Here is a 17,219-nt window from a genome sequence, read left to right as displayed (position 1 = left end):
TGCGCGTGCTGCGGTAGATGCCGGAGTCCGCTCCAGGAGGTGTCCGGCCGCCATACGGTCGCGCCAGCTCTGCGTCAGGCAGAGTTGGTTCGATCAAAGTGCGCCTTCATCGTACAGGGATCAAGGCCGGTGGGACCTGTGAAAAGGAGCACCACAACCCGCGGCAGCCTCTGAATGAAGGGGGTGTGAACGGTGTGAAACGCGCACTTAACGCTCGCCGCCGCCCGTGCCCAGCCATCCGGCGAGCTTGCCGCCGTGTCCGACGGCGCGCAGCCGCTTCTCGGCCGCGTCGCGGACCGGGTCGGTGGCCACGACGAGGAGTTCGTCGCCGCGCCGCAGAACGGTCGAGGGTAGCGGCACGAACGATTTTCCGTCGCGCACGACGAGGGTGACGGCGGCCCCGGCCGGCAGCCGCAGTTCGTTGACCTCGACGCCGTGCATCTTCGACCCCTCCGGGATCGCGACCGACAGCAGGTGCCCGCGCAGCCGCTCCAGGGGCGCCGACTCGACGCCGAGGTCGGCGGCCTCGGGGTCGCCGCCCAGTCGCAGCGTGCGCGCCAGCCAGGGCAGCGTCGGCCCCTGGACCAGGGTGTAGACGACGACCAGGACGAAGACGATGTTGAAGATCCGGCGGCTGCCCGTCACGCCGCTCACCATGGGGATGGTCGCCAGGATGATGGGCACGGCTCCGCGCAGGCCGGCCCAGGACATCAGGGTCTGTTCCTGCCAGGGCACGCGGAACGGCGTCAGACACAGCACGACGCTGAGCGGGCGGGCCACCATGGTCAGCACCAGGCCGATGACGAGGGCGGGCAGCACGTCGTCGCCCAGCTCGTGCGGGGTGACCAGCAGGCCGAGCAGCACGAACATGCCGATCTGGGCGATCCAGCCGAGGCCGTCGGCGAACCCGCGCGTGGCGGGCCAGTGCGGCAGTTTCGCGTTGCCCATGACCATCGAGGCGAGGTAGACGCCCAGGAAGCCGCTGCCGTGCGCCAGCGAGCCCGCCGCGTAGGCGGTGACGGCGATGGCCATGACGGCGATCGGGTAGAGGCCGGAGGCGGGCAGGGCCACGTGCCGCAGGCCCCAGGAGCCCAGCCAGCCGACCGCGAGACCGATGGCTGCGCCGATGGCCAGTTCCAGCGCTATCTCGCCCAGCAGCACGTACCAGTGTTCGACGGGGCCGGCCGTGGAGAACGCGACGACCAGGATGACCACCGGGGCGTCGTTGAAGCCGGACTCGGCCTCCAGGGTGCCCGTCACGCGCGAGGGCAGGGGGATCTTGCGCAGGACGGAGAAGACCGCCGCCGCGTCCGTCGAGGACACCACCGCACCGATGATCAGCGCCTGCCGCCACTCCAGCCCCGTCACGTAGTGCGCGGCCGCGGCGGTGACGCCGACGCTCACCGCGACTCCGGCCAGCGCCAGCGCCGTGGCGGAGGGCAGGACCGGTTCGATCTCCTTCCACTTCGTGCCGAGCCCGCCCTCGGCGAGGATCACGACCAGGGCGGCGTAGCCGATGACCTGGGTCAGTTCGGCGTTGTCGAAGTGGATGTCGCCGATGCCGTCCTGGCCCATGGCGATGCCGATGCCCAGGTAGACGAGCAGGCTGGGGAGCCCGCTGCGCGAGGAGATCCGGACCGCTGCGACGGCGACGAGCAGGACGAGCGAGCAGACGAGCAGGAGCTGGTTGAGGTGGTGGACAGTCAGCGGCGGTTCCCTTCACTGGCGCGCGCGCCGTGCGCGCGGGCGCTCGTGTGCATCGGATACATCGGACACGAAGCTGTGCGACCCCGGGCCCAACTACTTCGTTACCTTACCTAACTCTTGACGATTTCTTGACACTCGACGAGTCAAGATCGAACGTCCTTCCGCGCGGGTACCCGACTCCGCGTCAAGTGGCGCGAGGCCCTGCGCCTATGGTTGCTCCAGCGCTCATTCAAAAGGACAGCCAGCCCTGCCGCTCGCGTTAGGACAGCAAGGACAGCGATGCCCCCCAACACCACCGCCACATCGGGTGACAAGCCCGTCAAGTCCGGCAGGAAGAAGGGGCGCAAAGCCCGTTTGGTCGTGCTTGTGCTGGTGCTGGCCATCATCGGTGGCATCGCCTACGGGGCCTACTGGTCCATCAGCACCGTCCGCGCGTCCTTCCCGCAGACCAAGGGTTCGATCACGCTGGAGGGCCTGTCCGGGCCCGTCGACGTGAAGCGGGACGGCTACGGCATCCCGCAGATCTACGCGGACTCCGACGCGGACCTGTTCATGGCCCAGGGCTACGTCCAGGCCCAGGACCGGTTCTACGAGATGGACGTACGCCGGCACATGACCTCCGGGCGGCTGTCGGAGATGTTCGGCAAGGGCCAGGTCGACAACGACGAGTTCCTGCGCACCCTGGGCTGGGACCGTGTCGCCCAGAAGGAGTACGACACCAAGCTGTCGGCCGACACCAAGAAGTACCTGCAGGCCTACGCCAAGGGGGTCAACGCCTACCTCAAGGGCAAGGACGCGGCGGACATCTCCCTGGAGTACGCGGCCCTGGGATTCACCAACGACTACAAGCCCGCCGAGTGGACCCCCGTCGACTCGGTCGCGTGGCTGAAGGCGATGGCCTGGGACCTGCGCGGCAACATGCAGGACGAGATCGACCGCGCCCTGATGACCAGCCGTCTCGGCCCGCAGCAGATCGCCGACCTCTACCCGGAGTACCCCTACGACCGCAACAAGCCGATCGTCCAGGAAGGCCGGTACGACGAGCTGACCAAGACGTTCGAGCAGAGCGACGGCGACAGTGTCGGCGGCAGCGGCTCGGGCTCGGGCTCCGGTGACTCGTCCGGCGGCGGGAACGGCAGCGGCACCGGGAACGGCAGCGGCTCGGCCCTGCAGAGCCAGCTCTCCGGCCTGTACGACGTTCTGGACGACCTGCCCACGGCCGTCGGGGTGAACGGCAACGGCATCGGCTCCAACTCCTGGGTCGTCGCCGGGACGCACACCATCACCGGCAAGCCGTTGCTGGCCAACGACCCGCATCTGTCGGCCTCGCTGCCGTCCGTCTGGTACCAGATGGGCCTGCACTGCCGCAGCGTCTCCAGCAAGTGCCAGTACGACGTCTCCGGCTACACCTTTGCGGGCATGCCCGGTGTGATAATCGGCCACAATGCGGACATCTCCTGGGGCATGACGAACTCCGGCGTGGACGTCACCGACCTCTACCTGGAGAAGCTCTCCGGCGACGACGGCTACCAGTACGACGGCAAGGTCAGGCCGTTCGTCAGGCGCGACGAGACCATCAAGGTCGCGGGCGGCGCCGCCAAGCCGATCGTCGTCCGCCAGACCCAGGACGGGATGCCGCTGCTCTCCGACCGCGACGACGAGCTCGTCAAGGTCGGCAAAAAGGCCGGCGTCGACAGCGCGGCGCCCGACCGGGGCGACGGGTACGCCGTCGCCCTGAAGTGGACCGCCCTGGAACCGGGCACCTCCATGGACGCCGTCTTCGCCCTCGACAAGGCGAAGGACTGGGACGGCTTCCGCAAGGCGGCCGAGCTCTTCGACGTGCCCTCGCAGAACCTGGTCTACGCCGACACCGCGAACCACATCGGCTACCAGCTGCCCGGCAAGATCCCCACCCGCGCCAAGGGCGTGGACGGCTCGATCCCCACGCCGGGCTGGGACTCGAAGTACCAGTGGAAGAAGTACATCCCGTTCGACGAGCTGCCCTACGAGTTCGACCCCGCGCGCGGCTACATCGTCACCGCCAACCAGGCCGTGGTCGACAAGGACAAGTACCCGTACACGCTCACCACGGACTGGGGCTACGGCGCGCGCAGCCAGCGGATCACCGACCTGATCAAGGGCAAGATCAAGGGCGGCGGCAAGATCTCCACCGACGACATGCGCCAGATGCAGCTGGACAACGACAGCCAGATCGCCCGGCTGCTCGTGCCCATCCTGCTCAAGCTCAACCTGGACGACCCGGACGTGCGCGAGGCGCAGGACCTGCTGCAGGGCTGGGACTACACCCAGGACGCCGACTCCGCGGCGGCCGCCTACTTCAACGCCGTCTGGCGCAACATCCTCAAGCTGGCCTTCGGCAACAAGCTGCCCAAGGAACTGCGTGTGGAGGGCCAGTGCCTGTGGGTCGACCCGGTCAACACCACCGGCCCGGTCGACGACACCGACAAGGTCCGCGAGTGCGGCCAGCGCGACGCCGACCAGGCGCAGCCGGACGGCGGCGACCGCTGGTTCGAGGTCGTGCGCAACCTCCTGGAGAAGACGGACAGCGAGTGGTGGACGACGCCCGACTCGGGCAACCGCACCGGCGCCGACCACAACCGGGACAAGCTGTTCGAGCGGGCCATGATCGACGCCCGCTGGGAGCTGACCGCCAAGCTGGGCAAGGACATCGACACCTGGAGCTGGGGCCGGCTGCACCGCCTGTTCCTGAAGAACCAGACCCTGGGCACCAGCGGTCCCGGATTCCTGAAGTACATCCTCAACCGCGGCCCCTGGAAGCTCGGCGGCGGCGAGGCGACGGTCGACGCGACCGGCTGGAACGCGGCCGGCGGCTACGAGGTGGTGTGGGTGCCGTCGATGCGGATGGTGGTCAACCTCGCGGACCTGGACAAGTCGAAGTGGATCAACCTCACCGGCGCCTCGGGCCACGCCTTCAGTGCCCACTACACCGACCAGACGGGCAAGTGGGTCAACGGTGAGCTGCTCGACTGGTCCTTCTCGAAGAAGGCGGTCGAGGACAGCACCAGCGACACCCTGCTCCTCAAGCCCTGAGCCGGCGATGAAGGGGGCCCTCCACGCGCGCGTGGAGGGCCCCCTCGCGTCTCCCCCTGTGTGCGGCACCCGACCGTGTCACCCGTGCGCCCCGTCCGGCCTCCGCCCCGGGGTTCAGGTGAAGCGGCGTACTCCCGAAGGCGTCACCACCGCCTGTACCGGCTGGTCGTGCGCCTCCTCGGGGAGGCGCTCGACCACCTCCGAGTCGTACAGGAGCACCACCAGGCAGGGGCGGGCCCCGAGGGCCGCCAGCCGGGCCAGCACGCGGTCGTACGAGCCGCCGCCGCGGCCCAGCCGCATACCGCGCGCGTCGACCGCGAGGCCGGGCAGCAGCACCACGTCGGCCTCCGCCACGGCGTCCGGGCCGAGGTGCTCGCCGACCGGCTCCAGCAGAGCGGTCTTCCCGCCGTGCCGGACCCGTGCGAGGGAACCCTCGCCGGTGTACGCACCCCAGTCCAGGTCGTTGTCGGGCAGCAGCGCGGGGAGCAGGACGCGCACGCCCCGCGCGCGCAGCGCGTCCAGCAGGGCCAGGGTGCCGGGTTCGTTGCCCACGGAGACGTACGCCGCCACCGTGCGCGCGTCCGCCAGTTCGGGAAGCTCCATGGCGTGCTCGGCCAGTGCGGCGGCCGCCGAGCGCAGGTCATCCGTCGTCAATCTGTTCCTCATGGCGAGGAACCCTCGCCGCAACATCCGTTTGTCAGGCTCTGGTCCGCCTTCTAGGTGGCTCATACGTCACTCCCGCACCATTCGTGCATTGCTCTCACACACAGCTCTTATGCGCCCATACGATCATGAATCGATCAGAGCCACAGATTCGTCCCAAAGCCAGCGGATAAGGTTGCCGACATGACTCAGTCGCACCCCAGGATCAGCAAGGCTGTCATCCCCGCGGCAGGCCTCGGCACCCGGTTCCTGCCGGCGACCAAGGCGACTCCCAAGGAGATGCTGCCGGTCGTGGACAAGCCCGCGATCCAGTACGTGGTCGAGGAGGCCGTCTCCGCGGGCCTCGACGACGTCCTCATGGTCACCGGCCGCAACAAGCGGCCTCTGGAGGACCACTTCGACCGCAACTACGAGCTCGAGTCGGCCCTGCAGAAGAAGGGCGACGCCGCCCGGCTCGCCAAGGTCCAGCAGTCCAGCGACCTCGCGACCATGCACTACGTCCGGCAGGGCGACCCCAAGGGCCTCGGCCACGCCGTCCTGTGCGCGGCCCCGCACGTCGGACAGGAGCCGTTCGCCGTCCTGCTGGGCGACGACCTGATCGACCCCCGTGACCCGCTGCTCCAGCGGATGATCGAGGTCCAGGAGCGGCACGGCGGCAGCGTCGTCGCGCTCATGGAGGTCGCCCCGGAGCAGATCCACCTCTACGGCTGCGCGGCCGTCGAGGCCACCGTGGACGCCGACGTCGTCAAGGTGACCGGTCTCGTGGAGAAGCCGGACCCGGCGGACGCCCCGTCGAACTACGCGATCATCGGCCGCTACGTGCTCGACCCGAGCGTGTTCGGCGTGCTGCGCCAGACCGAGCCCGGGCGTGGCGGCGAGATCCAGCTCACCGACGCCCTCCAGCAGCTCGCGCAGGACGAGAAGGTCGGCGGCCCCGTCCACGGCGTCGTCTTCAAGGGCCGCCGCTATGACACCGGCGACCGCGGCGACTATCTGCGTGCCATTGTCAGACTCGCGTGCGAACGTGAGGATCTGGGTCCGGACTTCCGGTCCTGGCTTCGCAGTTACGTCACCGAGGAGATGTAGCCACCTTGAGCACCGCCGCGCCCCGTCCCACCGCCCAGGACCGCCTCTGGTCGGTGGACGAGCACCTGGAGGACATCCTCGCCACGGTCCGCCCGCTGGAGCCGATCGAGCTGCAACTGCCCGACGCCCAGGGCTGTGTCCTCGTCGAGGACGTCACGGTGCCGGTCTCGCTGCCGCCCTTCGACAACAGTTCCATGGACGGGTACGCGGTACGGGTCGCGGACGTCGCGGGCGCGAGCGAGGAGTTCCCGGCCGCTCTGGACGTCGTCGGGGACGTCGCGGCGGGGCAGTCCGCCGGCCTGCTGCACGTGGGGCCCGGTCAGGCCGCCCGGATCATGACCGGCGCCCCGCTGCCGCCCGGCGCCGAGGCCGTCGTCCCCGTGGAGTGGACCGACGGGGGTCTCGGCGAGGGCCCGGTCAGCGGGATGCGCGCCCGCAGCCTCGCCCCCGAGCAGGCTTCCGGGCACGTGCGCGTGTACCGGTCCGCCGAGGCACGCGCGCACGTGCGCGCCGAGGGCAGCGACGTGAAGGCGGGGGAGCGCGCCCTCGACGCCGGAACCGTCCTCGGGCCGCCCCAGATCGCCCTGCTCGCCGCGATCGGCCGCGGTGCCGTACGGGTGCGCCCGCGCCCGCGCGTGGTCGTGATGTCCACCGGCAGCGAGCTGGTCCAGCCGGGCGCGGAGCTGGGCAGCGGCCAGATCTACGACTCCAACAGCTTCGCCCTCACCGCGGCCGCCCGGGACGCGGGCGCCATCGCCTACCGGGTCGGCGCGGTCGCCGACGACGCCGAGACCCTCCGCGCCACCATCGAGGACCAGCTCGTGCGCGCCGACCTCGTCGTCACCACCGGCGGCGTCAGCGTCGGGGCGTACGACGTCGTCAAGGAGGCGCTGGAGCACGTGGGCGACGAGGACGAGGAGGGCGGCGGCGTCGAGTTCCGCAAACTCGCCATGCAGCCCGGCAAGCCCCAGGGCTTCGGCTCGGTCGGCCCCGACCACACCCCCCTGCTCGCCCTGCCCGGCAACCCGGTGTCGTCGTACGTGTCCTTCGAACTGTTCGTCCGGCCCGCCATCCGCACCCTCATGGGGCTGGCGGACGTCCACCGGCCCACCACGCGCGCGAGGCTGACCGCCGACAAGGCGCTGACCTCGCCGAAGGGCCGCAGACAGTTCCTGCGCGCGGTCTGCGCCGACGGCTCCGTGCGCCCGGTCGGCGGCGCAGGCTCCCACCTGGTCGCGGCCCTCGCGCACGCCGACGCGCTGATCGTCGTCCCCGAGGACGTGGAGTCCGTCGAGCCCGGCGCCGAGGTCGAGGTCGTCCTGCTCGGCTGAGCGCTCCTGGTTGGGGGTACCGTGTCGCGCACAACAGGCCCTGCGCCGCACCGCGCGGGCCCGGACCGGGAGCGCCACCAGCATGAGTACGCAGGACCGACTGACGCACATCGACGACGCGGGCGCGGCGCGCATGGTCGACGTGTCCGGCAAGGACGTCACCGCCCGCACCGCGCGTGCCAGCGGGCGGGTGCTCGTCTCGCCCCGCGTGATCGAACTGCTGCGGGGCGAGGGCGTGCCCAAGGGCGACGCGCTGGCCACCGCGCGGATCGCGGGCATCATGGGCGCCAAGCGCACCCCGGACCTGATCCCGCTGTGCCACCCGCTCGCCGTCTCCGGTGTGAAACTGGACCTGTCGGTCGCGGACGACGCCGTGGAGATCACCGCCACGGTGAAGACGACGGACCGCACGGGCGTCGAGATGGAGGCCCTCACCGCTGTGTCCGTCGCCGCGCTCACCGTGATCGACATGGTCAAGGCGGTCGACAAGAAAGCGGTGATCACGGACGTGCGCGTAGAGGAGAAGACGGGCGGCAAGTCGGGCGACTGGAGCCGGGCATGAGCGCGGCGCCGTACCGGGCACTCGTCGTGACCGCCTCCAACCGGGCCGCCGCCGGCGTCTACGAGGACAGGGGCGGCCCGCTGATCGCCGACGGTCTGCGCGGCTTCGGCTTCACCGTGGACGGCCCGCAGGTCGTTCCGGACGGCGATCCCGTGGAGGCCGCGCTGCACGCCGCCGTCGAGGCCGGGTACGACGCCGTCGTCACCACCGGCGGCACGGGAATCTCGCCCACCGACCGCACGCCCGAGGCGACCCGCGCGGTGATCGACCGCGAGGTGCCGGGCATCGCCGAGGCCATCCGGGCGTACGGCCGGGAGAAGGTGCCCACCTCGGCGCTCTCCCGGGGCCTGGCCGGAGTGGCGGGCGGCACCCTGATCGTCAACCTGCCCGGTTCCACCGGCGGGGTGAGGGACGGCCTCGCCGTCCTGGAGCCCCTGCTGATCCATGCCGTCGACCAGATCCGCGGCGGCGACCACCGCAGACCCAGCCACGGGGGTGCCAGCTGAACACCCCATCCTGGCCCGTCGAACTGACGGAGGGCGACATCGTCCTGCGGCCCATAAAGCTGCGCGACCAGCGGGCCTGGCGCGAGGTCAACCGGCGCAACCGGGACTGGCTGCGCCCCTGGGAGGCGACCATCCCGCCGCCCGCGCCCAGCGGGCCGATCGCGCACCGGCCGACCTACCGTCAGATGGTCCGGCATCTGCGGACCGAGGCGAACGCGGGGCGGATGCTGCCGTTCGTCATCGAGTACCAGGGGCGGCTCGTCGGGCAGTTGACGGTCGCCGGAATCACCTGGGGGTCGATGTGCTCGGGGCACGTCGGCTACTGGGTGGACGAGTCGGTGGCCGGTCGCGGGGTGATGCCGACGGCCGTCGCGCTCGTGGTGGACCACTGTTTCCGGACCGTCGGACTGCACCGCATCGAGGTCTGCATTCGCCCCGAGAACGGCCCCAGCCGCCGGGTCGTGGAGAAACTCGGATTCCGGGAGGAAGGGCTGCGGCCGCGCTATCTCCACATCGACGGCGCGTGGCGCGACCACCTCGTGTTCGCGCTCACGTCGGAGGAGGTCCCGGAGGGCCTGTTGAGCCGGTGGCGGCGCACCCGCTCCCGAAGTGCGCCGCGCGGTCAGCAGAGCGCCCCTCGGAGCGCCCCCCAGAACACCTCGGGGAATGCCGGTGGGAATCACCGGGACCCGGGAAATTGAATAAGTGTTCGATAATGATCGAGTGGTGACCGTCTGGGGCCCGTAATTCGTGCCCCAGGCGGCCTGTTGATCGCATCGGTCACAAAAAAAGTTCGAAATATCAGCCAGATCGTGCGACACACCGGCTCAATTGGCGGATGGCCTCACGTAAACCCCTCTACGGTGTGAGACGTGAGCAGCAGCGGCCTCATCTACGCAGTCATCGTCGGGGCCTGGGCCGCCTACTTGGTGCCCATGTGGCTCCGTAGGCAGGACGAGCTGAACGAGGCTCGTCCCACGGAACGCTTCAGCACCGCCATCCGGCTGCTGTCCGGACGGGCGGGCATGGAGCGCCGGTACGCCAAGGACCTGCGGGCGCGCTCCACCGAGGAGGAGCCCGACGCCGACGCTCCGGACGCCGTCACCGACTCGGTGGACGTCCGGGCCTTCGCCATGCCTCCGACGCGCCCGCAGGTGAAGGCGCAGGTGCAGGAACGGGGCTCGGAGCGCAGGCAGGAGCGCGGCCACGAACGAGGGCCCGCCCGCTCCGAAGCGCCACGTGAACCGGTGCGCGAGCCGGCGGCCGACCCCGGGCGGGAGCCGCGCGAACAGAGCGTCAAGTCCCCGCGCGACCACGCGTCCGCGCCCTCCGCGGCCTCGCCCGTCCCTTCGGGTTCCTCGACGGCCTCCGCGTCCGCGGCCTCCGCGCCTGCGCGCGACGGGGGCGCCGCACCGGCGGGCCGACGCGTGCCGGCCGCGCGGCACATGTCTGCCGCGCAGGCGTCCGCCGCGCAGGCGTCCGCCGCGCGCGCCCAGCGCTCGAAGGCGCTCGCGCGCCGCCGGCGCACCACGGTGATGCTCTTCCTCGCCTTCACGCTCGGGGCGATCGTCGCGGCGGTCGGCGGGCTCGCCTTCCTCTGGGCGCCCGCCGTGCCCGCCGTCCTGCTCAGCGCGTACATCGCCTATCTGCGCTCCCAGGAGCGCCGCCGCTTCGCCTACCAGATGGACCGCCGGCGTGCCGAGGTCGCCGCCCAGCGGCTGCGCGAGCGTCAGCCGCGCCGCAGGGCGCCCGCCCCGGCGGCCGCGTCGTCCCTCGACCCCGACCCCGGCGCCGACGCCGAGGAGCCGCACGAGGCCCCCGAACCGGAGACCGACCCGGGCCTGCTGGCGCTGGCAGCGGACCGCAGGGCGCTCGTCGAGCAGACCGACCACGCGGAGTGGGTCGACCAGCAGCGCGAGCGGCAGCGCCGCCCGGGCCACGGCGAGAGCTGGGACCCGGTCCCGGTCCCGCTGCCCACGTACGTGACCGCACCGGTCGCCCCGCGCGCCACGTCCGACGTGGACCTCGCGGGGCCCGACGCCTGGAGCTCGGCCCGGTCGAGTTCCGTCGCGCCGGAGCAGGAGGCGGCGGACGCCGGGGACACCCCGACCGGAGCGGCGGACCGCGCACCGGGCGGTACGGCCGAGGACCGGACGGCGGACGACCGGACGGCGGAGGGCGGCGAGCGCAGCGACGCGCGGCGCGCGGCCTCTGCCCGGCGCTCGCGCGAACGGGGCCGCACTCCGCTGTTCGACCAGTACGAGGACGGCGAGCGCCCCCGGGCCGCCAACGAATGAGGGGCCCCGCCCCCCGCCCGGCCTCGGGGAACGGATTTCCAAGCACGCCGATGGGGGTGCTAGAGTTTCACTCGTTGCAAGGGCCTGTGGCGCAGTCCGGTAGCGCACCTCGTTCGCATCGAGGGGGCCAGGGGTTCAAATCCCCTCAGGTCCACGCAGCATAGAGCCCCCGTCGGGAAGCCGACGGGGGCTCTATCGTGTGCGCCGGAGTGCGCGGCGTGCCGTGGGCAGGCCGCCGGCGCTGGCGGCACCGGCAGGGCGTCCACCGTGGCGACGGTCAGTGGCTCGGCGTCCGCCGACCGGCAAAAGAACTTCCGGGGAGGACGCACCCGTCGTCCTCCGCGACCGTCCCTACCGCCAACTGGACGGCAGCCGGGGGTAGTCGGGCGGCCCGGGTGGCCGTGTGGAATGCGGCGTGCTCGAAGGCGTGGGCCCGAGCCGTGCCGACCGCCCGCAACGGGCCGTCCCCGAGCCGGGGCTGTGGCAGTGGCCGTTCAGGAGCCGAGGGGCTTGGCGAAGCATCTGCTCGACTCGTACTCGCGGTAGTAGCCGAACTTCCCGCACGGCTCGTAGCCGCTGGAGGTGTACAGGGCGATGGCCTCCGGCTGCTCGGTGCCGGTCTCCAGGACCATCCGGGTGCGTCCGGCGGCCCGGGCGTCCTCCTCCAGGGCGGTCAGGATCCGCCGCGCCAGCCCCCGCCCGCGCATCTCGCGGACGACGAACATGCGCTTCAGCTCGGCGTCGCCGTCCTGGTTGCCCTCGCCGTTCTCGTCCTGGCTGCGCCAACCGCCCGTGGCCACGGGCCGGTCCCGCTCGTCGTACGCGATGAAGTACACCCCGCGCGGCGGCCGGAAGTCGGACGGTTCGAGGACCGTGGCGTCGCCGCCGTCGCCGTAGCGCTCGTGGTACTCGGCCTGGACCTCGTCGTTGAGCTTGACGGCGTCGGGGTGGTCGAAGGGAACGCTGCGTATATTCATGCCGCCTACAGTAGTTCTATGCACAGTCATGGAGAAGTCGGGGTGCGGGCCCGGTCCAGTGTGCCGGTAGCCGAAGCCCGGCCGGTATCGTGCCCGGGTGCTGACCGTGACCTCCGTGAACGTGAATGGGCTGCGCGCCGCCGCGAAGAAGGGCTTCGTGGAGTGGCTCGCCGACACCTCCGCCGACGTGCTGTGCCTGCAGGAGGTGCGGGCCGAGCCGGAGCAGCTGCCGGAGACCGTTCGGGCCCCCGAGGGCTGGTTCGTCACCCACGCCCCGGCCGCCGCCAAGGGGCGCGCCGGTGTCTCCCTCTACACCCGCCGCGAGCCTGACGCCGTCCGCGTCGGCTTCGGCTCCGCCGAGTTCGACGGCAGCGGCCGTTACGTCGAGGCCGACCTGCCCGGTGTGACGATCGCCTCCCTCTACCTGCCCTCCGGCGAGGTCGGCACCGACCGCCAGGACGAGAAGGTCCGCTTCACGGGCGAGTTCCTCGCCCACCTCAAGGGGTTGCGCGAACGCGCCGCCGCCGACGGCCGCGAGGTCCTGGTCTGCGGCGACTGGAACATCGCCCACCAGCAGGCCGACCTGAAGAACTGGCGCGCCAACCAGAAGAACTCGGGGTTCCTGCCGGAGGAGCGCGCATGGCTGAGCCGGGTCTTCGCGCCGGAGGACGGCGGCTACGTGGACGTCATGCGGTCGCTGCACCCGGACGTGGAGGGTCCCTACACCTGGTGGTCGTACCGGGGGCGGGCTTTCGACAACGATTCGGGGTGGCGCATCGACTACCAGGTCTCGACGCCGGGGCTCGCGGGCAAGGCCGTCAAGGGGCTGGTGGAGCGTGCGGCCACGCATGGCGAGCGCTGGTCGGACCACGCGCCGGTGACCGTCGTCTACGACCTCTAGGCCCCGCCGCCGGGTCCGCCCTGTGTCTCCTTCCGCAGGCGCCGGTCCAGTGCCAGGGAGACTTCCGCCTCCACCACGCTTCGGGCCAGCGGGCGCAGGCGCGGCAGGTCCTTCGCGGTGGCGTGGCGCAGGATCAGGTCGGTGAAGAGCTCGGCGAGGGCGTCGGCGTGTTCGCGGACGCGGACGCCCGCGGCGAGGACCTCGGCGAGCGGGATTCCCTCGCCGACGAGGGCGGAGGACACGTCCAGCAGTCGTCTGCTGATGTGGACGATCTCGTCGCCGTCCGTGCCCAGGTAGCCGAGGTCGAGGGCGGCGGCCAGGTTCTCGGGGGTGACCTGTCCCTCGAAGCGGGCGGCGAGTTCCTCCGGCGTGAGGCGGACCGGCTCCTCCTCGGTGGGGCCGCCGACGCCGATCAGCTCGGCCACGTCGCTGCCCTGGTCCAGGGCGTCCGCCAGCTCCGCGATGCCGGTCAGGGTGTGGCCGCGTTCCAGGAGGGCGGAGATCGTGCGCAGCCGGGCCAGGTGATGGTCGTCGTACCAGGCGATGCGGCCCTCGCGGCGGGGTGGTGCGAGCAGTTTGCGCTCGCGGTAGAAGCGCAGCGTGCGCACTGTGATGCCGGCCTTTTCGGCCAGCTCCTCCGTTCGGTACTCGCGCTTCTCCATCACGGACGCAGCCTATGTTGTACCGCCGGTAACTTTCCTTCTCCCGGCCCCTACCCATCGGTACGTACCTGCTCTACCCTCCCATTGCGCCAGTGTTCACTGGCAGAGTCGCGAGAGTCGCACGGCTGGGAGGTGTCGGGATGACCGAACACGTACGGGTGGCGGTGATCGGGTCCGGCTTCGGAGGGCTGGGCGCCGCCGTGCGGCTGCGCCGCGAGGGGATCACGGACTTCGTGATCCTGGAGCGGGCGAGCAGCGTGGGCGGGACCTGGCGGGACAACAGCTACCCGGGGTGCGCCTGTGACGTGCCGTCCCACCTCTACTCCTTCTCCTTCGCGCCCAACCCCGACTGGCCGCGCACCTTCTCCGGCCAGGAGCACATCCGCGCCTACCTGGAGCACGTCACGGACGTCTTCGGGCTGCGGCCGCACCTGCGGCTCGACTCCGAGGTGCTGCGGATGACCTGGGACGCGCAGGAGCTGCGCTGGGACGTCGAGACGAGCGGCGGGCGCTACTTCGCCGACGTCGTCGTGTCCGCGACCGGGCCGCTGTCCGACCCGAGGATCCCGGAGATCCCCGGCCTGGAGTCGTTCCCGGGCAAGGTCTTCCACTCGGCCCGCTGGGACCACGATCACGACCTCACCGGCAAGCGGGTCGCCATGGTCGGAACCGGGGCCTCGGCCATCCAGATCGTGCCGGCCATCCAGCCGGACGTCTCCAGGCTGACCCTCTTCCAGCGCACCCCGCCCTGGGTGATGCCCCGCGTCGACCGGGCCGTCAGCGGCGCGGAGCGGGCCCTGCACCGCGCCCTGCCCTTCACCGCGCAGCTGCGGCGCGGGCTGCTGTGGGGCATCCGCGAGCTGCAGGTGCAGGCCTTCACCAAGCATCCGAACGAACTCGGCTTCGTCGAGCAGCTCGCCAAGCGGAACATGGCCCGTGCCGTCAAGGACCCGGCCCTGCGCGCCAAGCTCACCCCGGACTACCGCATCGGCTGCAAGCGGATCCTGCTGTCCAGCACCTACTATCCGGCCCTCACGCAGCCCAACGTGGACGTCGTGACGAGCGGCCTGAGCGAGGTCCGCGGGTCCACCCTGGTCGCCGCCGACGGCAGTGAGGCGGAGGCCGACGTGATCGTCTTCGGCACCGGGTTCCACGTCACCGACATGCCGATCGCCGACCGGGTCGTGGGCGCCGACGGGCGGACGCTCGCGGAGAGCTGGAAGGGCGGCATGCAGGCCCTGCGGGGCGCGTCCGCCGCCGGCTTCCCCAACTGGATGACGATCATCGGCCCCAACACGGGCCTCGGGAACTCCTCCATGATCCTGATGATCGAGTCCCAGCTGAACTACATGGCCGACTATCTGCGCCAGCTCGACGTCCTGACGGTCCCCCCGGGCCCTCGAGGCACCGGGGGAAGCCGCGCGGCCCTGGACGCCCGGCCGAGCGCCGTGCACGCCTGGAACCGCCGGGTGCAGGACCGGATGAAGCGCACGGTGTGGAGCACGGGCGGCTGCACCAGCTGGTACCTGGACGCCAACGGCCGCAACACCACCGTCTGGCCGGGCACCACCGCCGAGTTCCGGCGCGCGACGCGCCGCGTGGACCTCGCGGAGTACGAGGTGCTGCGCGCGCCCGCTCGCGCGCAGGCCGCCGAGGAGAAGGAGGTGACGGCGTGACCTCGTCCCGTGAGCTCACCGCCGTCTCCGCCGACGGCACCCGTCTGCACGTGGAGATCCACGGCCCCGACTCGGGGGCCGGGACCGCGCCCGTCGTCGTCCTCGCCCACGGCTGGACCTGTTCGACGGCGTTCTGGGCGGCGCAGATCCGCGACCTCGCCGTCGACCACCGCGTCGTCGCGTACGACCAGCGCGGCCACGGACGCACCCCGGCGAGCCCGGTGTGCAGCACGGACGTCCTCGCCGACGACCTGGAAGCCGTCCTGGACGCGACGCTCGCGCCCGGGGAGAAGGCCGTGATCGTCGGTCACTCCATGGGCGGCATGACCGTGCTGGCGGCGGCCGGGCGGGCCGGCTTCAAGGAGCACGCGGCCGCCGTCCTGCTGTGCAGCACCGGCGCCTCGCGGCTGGTCGCCGAGTCCACCGTCGTCCCCCTGCGGCCAGGCCGGCTGCGGACCTGGCTGACCCGGCACGTCCTCGGCTCGAGAGCGCCCCTCGGGCCGGTCACGCCGGTCGCGATGCGGATCCTGAAGTACGCCACGATGGGCGCCGGGGCGGCCCCGCACATGGTGCGGACGTGCGCCCACATCGTGCACGCCTGCCCGCGCCGGGTGCGGCACGCCTGGTCGCGCGTGCTGCATCTGCTCGATCTCGACCACGGCGTGGGGGAGTTGAGCGTGCCGACGGCGGTGCTGGTCGGCACCGGCGACCGGATGACCCCGCCGGTGCACGCCCACCGGATCGCCGCGGCGCTGCCGCACTCCCTCGGCGTCACCGAACTGCCCGGCGTCGGCCACATGACGCCGGTCGAGGCGCCCGACCTGGTCACCTCCCGGATCCGGGAACTCGCCACCACGTACACGCAGTTGAAGGAGGGCGCATGAGCAGGGTCGATCTCGAGGGACAGGTCGCCGTCGTCACCGGGGCGGCGCGCGGCGTCGGGGAGCTGCTCGCGCGCAAGCTCTCCGCGCGCGGCGCGAAGGTCGCACTGGTCGGCCTGGAGCCGGACGCGCTCAAGCAGGTGTCCGAGCGGCTGCACAGCGACAGCGACCACTGGTACGCCGACGTCACCGACCACGAGGCGATGGCCCGGGTGGCGGCCGAGGTGAAGGAGCGCTTCGGCAAGGTGGACATCGTCGTGGCCAACGCCGGTGTGGCCAACGGCGGTCCGTTCGCCGACTCCGATCCGGACTCCTGGCGCAGGGTCATCGAGGTCAACCTGATCGGCTCGGCGGTCACGGCCCGCGCCTTCCTGCCGCTGCTGAAGGAGAGCCGCGGCTATCTGCTGCAGATCGCCTCGCTCGCCGCGATCACCCCGGCGCCGATGATGACCGCGTACTGCGCGTCCAAGTCGGGTGTGGAGGCGTTCGCGCACAGTCTGCGCGCCGAGGTCGCCCACCAGGGCGTCCGGGTCGGCGTCGGATACCTGTCCTGGACCGACACCGACATGGTGCGCGGGGCCGACCAGGACGAGGTGATGCGGGAGTTGAGGCAGCGGCTGCCGTGGCCGTCGAACAAGACGTACCCGCTGGGCCCGGCGGTCGACCGGATCGTGGCCGGCATCGAGCGGCGCTCGCCGCACGTGTACGGACAGGGCTGGCTGCGGGGCATGCAGGGGATGCGCGGATATCTGCCCGGACTCATCGCGACCGTCGGCCGGCGCGAGATGAAGCGGTACGCGCCCCGGCTGCAGGGGATGCGGACGGGGCTGGTGGGAGCGGGCGGCTCCGCCGACGAACAGGCGAGGGCTACGCAGCGTAGTTGATCGACATGCGCGCC

Annotated in this window: 15 protein-coding genes and 1 tRNA gene; 12 read left to right on the top strand and 4 right to left on the bottom strand. The window is 71.5% G+C overall.

Annotated features, from left to right (window positions below):
* Positions 1–207 precede the first annotated feature (207 nt).
* On the bottom strand, positions 208–1,707 hold the full coding sequence (locus ACZ7DE_RS15650) for a potassium/proton antiporter (protein WP_470762027.1): 1,500 nt from the start codon (positions 1,705–1,707) through the stop codon (positions 208–210).
* A 279-nt stretch (positions 1,708–1,986) separates the two neighbouring features.
* Here ACZ7DE_RS15650 and ACZ7DE_RS15645 point away from each other — a divergent pair, with 279 nt between their 5' ends.
* Positions 1,987–4,779: a penicillin acylase family protein gene (locus tag ACZ7DE_RS15645; RefSeq protein ID WP_470761399.1), complete on the top strand. Its 2,793-nt coding sequence runs from the start codon at positions 1,987–1,989 to the stop codon at positions 4,777–4,779.
* Positions 4,780–4,893: 114 nt separating this feature from the next.
* On the opposite strand, the gene ACZ7DE_RS15640 is transcribed toward ACZ7DE_RS15645, so the two are convergent.
* Positions 4,894–5,508 carry a 5-formyltetrahydrofolate cyclo-ligase gene (locus tag ACZ7DE_RS15640; protein ID WP_470761397.1) on the bottom strand — a complete coding sequence of 205 codons (615 nt, stop codon included), beginning with the start codon at positions 5,506–5,508 and terminating at the stop codon, positions 4,894–4,896.
* Positions 5,509–5,625: 117 nt separating this feature from the next.
* On the opposite strand from ACZ7DE_RS15640, the gene galU reads away from it, so the two are divergent.
* From galU to ACZ7DE_RS15605, 7 genes are all read left to right on the top strand, one after another.
* A complete protein-coding gene (gene galU / locus ACZ7DE_RS15635; RefSeq protein ID WP_470761395.1) occupies positions 5,626–6,528 on the top strand; it encodes a UTP--glucose-1-phosphate uridylyltransferase GalU in 903 nt (300 codons plus the stop codon).
* A 5-nt stretch (positions 6,529–6,533) separates the two neighbouring features.
* On the top strand, positions 6,534–7,859 hold the full coding sequence (gene glp, locus ACZ7DE_RS15630) for a molybdotransferase-like divisome protein Glp (protein WP_470761393.1): 1,326 nt from the start codon (positions 6,534–6,536) through the stop codon (positions 7,857–7,859).
* Between the two features lie 82 nt (positions 7,860–7,941).
* Positions 7,942–8,421: a cyclic pyranopterin monophosphate synthase MoaC gene (moaC, locus tag ACZ7DE_RS15625; protein ID WP_470761391.1), complete on the top strand. Its 480-nt coding sequence runs from the start codon at positions 7,942–7,944 to the stop codon at positions 8,419–8,421.
* Entirely contained in the window at positions 8,418–8,927 is a 510-nt protein-coding gene (locus tag ACZ7DE_RS15620) for a MogA/MoaB family molybdenum cofactor biosynthesis protein (RefSeq protein ID WP_470761389.1), read from the top strand. Before moaC ends, ACZ7DE_RS15620 begins: the two co-directional genes overlap by 4 nt.
* Complete coding sequence (locus tag ACZ7DE_RS15615; protein WP_470762024.1) at positions 8,924–9,628, top strand: GNAT family N-acetyltransferase; 705 nt, start codon at positions 8,924–8,926, stop codon at positions 9,626–9,628. The genes ACZ7DE_RS15620 and ACZ7DE_RS15615 overlap by 4 nt, the downstream gene beginning before the upstream one ends.
* Before the next feature lie 171 nt (positions 9,629–9,799).
* A complete protein-coding gene (sepX, locus tag ACZ7DE_RS15610; protein ID WP_470761388.1) occupies positions 9,800–11,224 on the top strand; it encodes a divisome protein SepX/GlpR in 1,425 nt (474 codons plus the stop codon).
* A gap of 80 nt (positions 11,225–11,304) precedes the next feature.
* A tRNA-Ala gene (locus ACZ7DE_RS15605) sits at positions 11,305–11,378 on the top strand.
* A gap of 340 nt (positions 11,379–11,718) precedes the next feature.
* Here the strand turns inward: ACZ7DE_RS15605 and ACZ7DE_RS15600 are convergent.
* The gene (locus ACZ7DE_RS15600; protein WP_470761386.1) at positions 11,719–12,201 is read right to left on the bottom strand and encodes a GNAT family N-acetyltransferase; all 483 of its coding nucleotides are present in this window, start codon (positions 12,199–12,201) and stop codon (positions 11,719–11,721) included.
* 97 nt (positions 12,202–12,298) lie between these two features.
* On the opposite strand from ACZ7DE_RS15600, the gene ACZ7DE_RS15595 reads away from it, so the two are divergent.
* Entirely contained in the window at positions 12,299–13,102 is an 804-nt protein-coding gene (locus tag ACZ7DE_RS15595) for an exodeoxyribonuclease III (protein WP_470761384.1), read from the top strand.
* Here the strand turns inward: ACZ7DE_RS15595 and ACZ7DE_RS15590 are convergent.
* On the bottom strand, positions 13,099–13,767 hold the full coding sequence (locus ACZ7DE_RS15590; RefSeq protein WP_470761382.1) for a MerR family transcriptional regulator: 669 nt from the start codon (positions 13,765–13,767) through the stop codon (positions 13,099–13,101). The two genes, ACZ7DE_RS15595 and ACZ7DE_RS15590, sit on opposite strands and share 4 nt — an antisense overlap.
* Positions 13,768–13,904: 137 nt before the next feature.
* On the opposite strand from ACZ7DE_RS15590, the gene ACZ7DE_RS15585 reads away from it, so the two are divergent.
* The 3 genes from ACZ7DE_RS15585 to ACZ7DE_RS15575 are packed head-to-tail and all read left to right on the top strand — an operon-like array spanning position 13,905 to position 17,205.
* Positions 13,905–15,440, top strand: a complete 1,536-nt coding sequence (locus tag ACZ7DE_RS15585) for a flavin-containing monooxygenase (RefSeq protein ID WP_470761380.1) — start codon at positions 13,905–13,907, stop codon at positions 15,438–15,440.
* Positions 15,437–16,324 (top strand): alpha/beta fold hydrolase, encoded by an 888-nt coding sequence (locus ACZ7DE_RS15580; protein ID WP_470761378.1) that lies wholly within the window; start codon positions 15,437–15,439, stop codon positions 16,322–16,324. Before ACZ7DE_RS15585 ends, ACZ7DE_RS15580 begins: the two co-directional genes overlap by 4 nt.
* Positions 16,321–17,205 (top strand): SDR family oxidoreductase, encoded by an 885-nt coding sequence (locus ACZ7DE_RS15575; protein ID WP_470761376.1) that lies wholly within the window; start codon positions 16,321–16,323, stop codon positions 17,203–17,205. The genes ACZ7DE_RS15580 and ACZ7DE_RS15575 overlap by 4 nt, the downstream gene beginning before the upstream one ends.
* The last annotated feature ends 14 nt before the right edge of the window (positions 17,206–17,219 follow it).

This window comes from Streptomyces sp. NPDC037083 (assembly GCF_055606485.1).
The sequence above is the reverse complement of the archived record's forward strand: the minus strand, read 5'-3'. Positions and strand labels throughout refer to the sequence as shown.

Bases quoted from the DNA above. Each gene is read 5' to 3' on its own strand.
- ACZ7DE_RS15645 (WP_470761399.1), top strand. From the start codon at position 1,987: ATGCCCCCCAACACCACCGCCACATCGGGTGACAAGCCCGTCAAGTCC.
- ACZ7DE_RS15640 (WP_470761397.1), bottom strand. From the start codon at position 5,508: ATGAGCCACCTAGAAGGCGGACCAGAGCCTGACAAACGGATGTTGCGG.
- galU (WP_470761395.1), top strand. From the start codon at position 5,626: ATGACTCAGTCGCACCCCAGGATCAGCAAGGCTGTCATCCCCGCGGCA.
- moaC (WP_470761391.1), top strand. From the start codon at position 7,942: ATGAGTACGCAGGACCGACTGACGCACATCGACGACGCGGGCGCGGCG.
- ACZ7DE_RS15620 (WP_470761389.1), top strand. From the start codon at position 8,418: ATGAGCGCGGCGCCGTACCGGGCACTCGTCGTGACCGCCTCCAACCGG.
- ACZ7DE_RS15600 (WP_470761386.1), bottom strand. From the start codon at position 12,201: ATGAATATACGCAGCGTTCCCTTCGACCACCCCGACGCCGTCAAGCTC.
- ACZ7DE_RS15585 (WP_470761380.1), top strand. From the start codon at position 13,905: ATGACCGAACACGTACGGGTGGCGGTGATCGGGTCCGGCTTCGGAGGG.
- ACZ7DE_RS15575 (WP_470761376.1), top strand. From the start codon at position 16,321: ATGAGCAGGGTCGATCTCGAGGGACAGGTCGCCGTCGTCACCGGGGCG.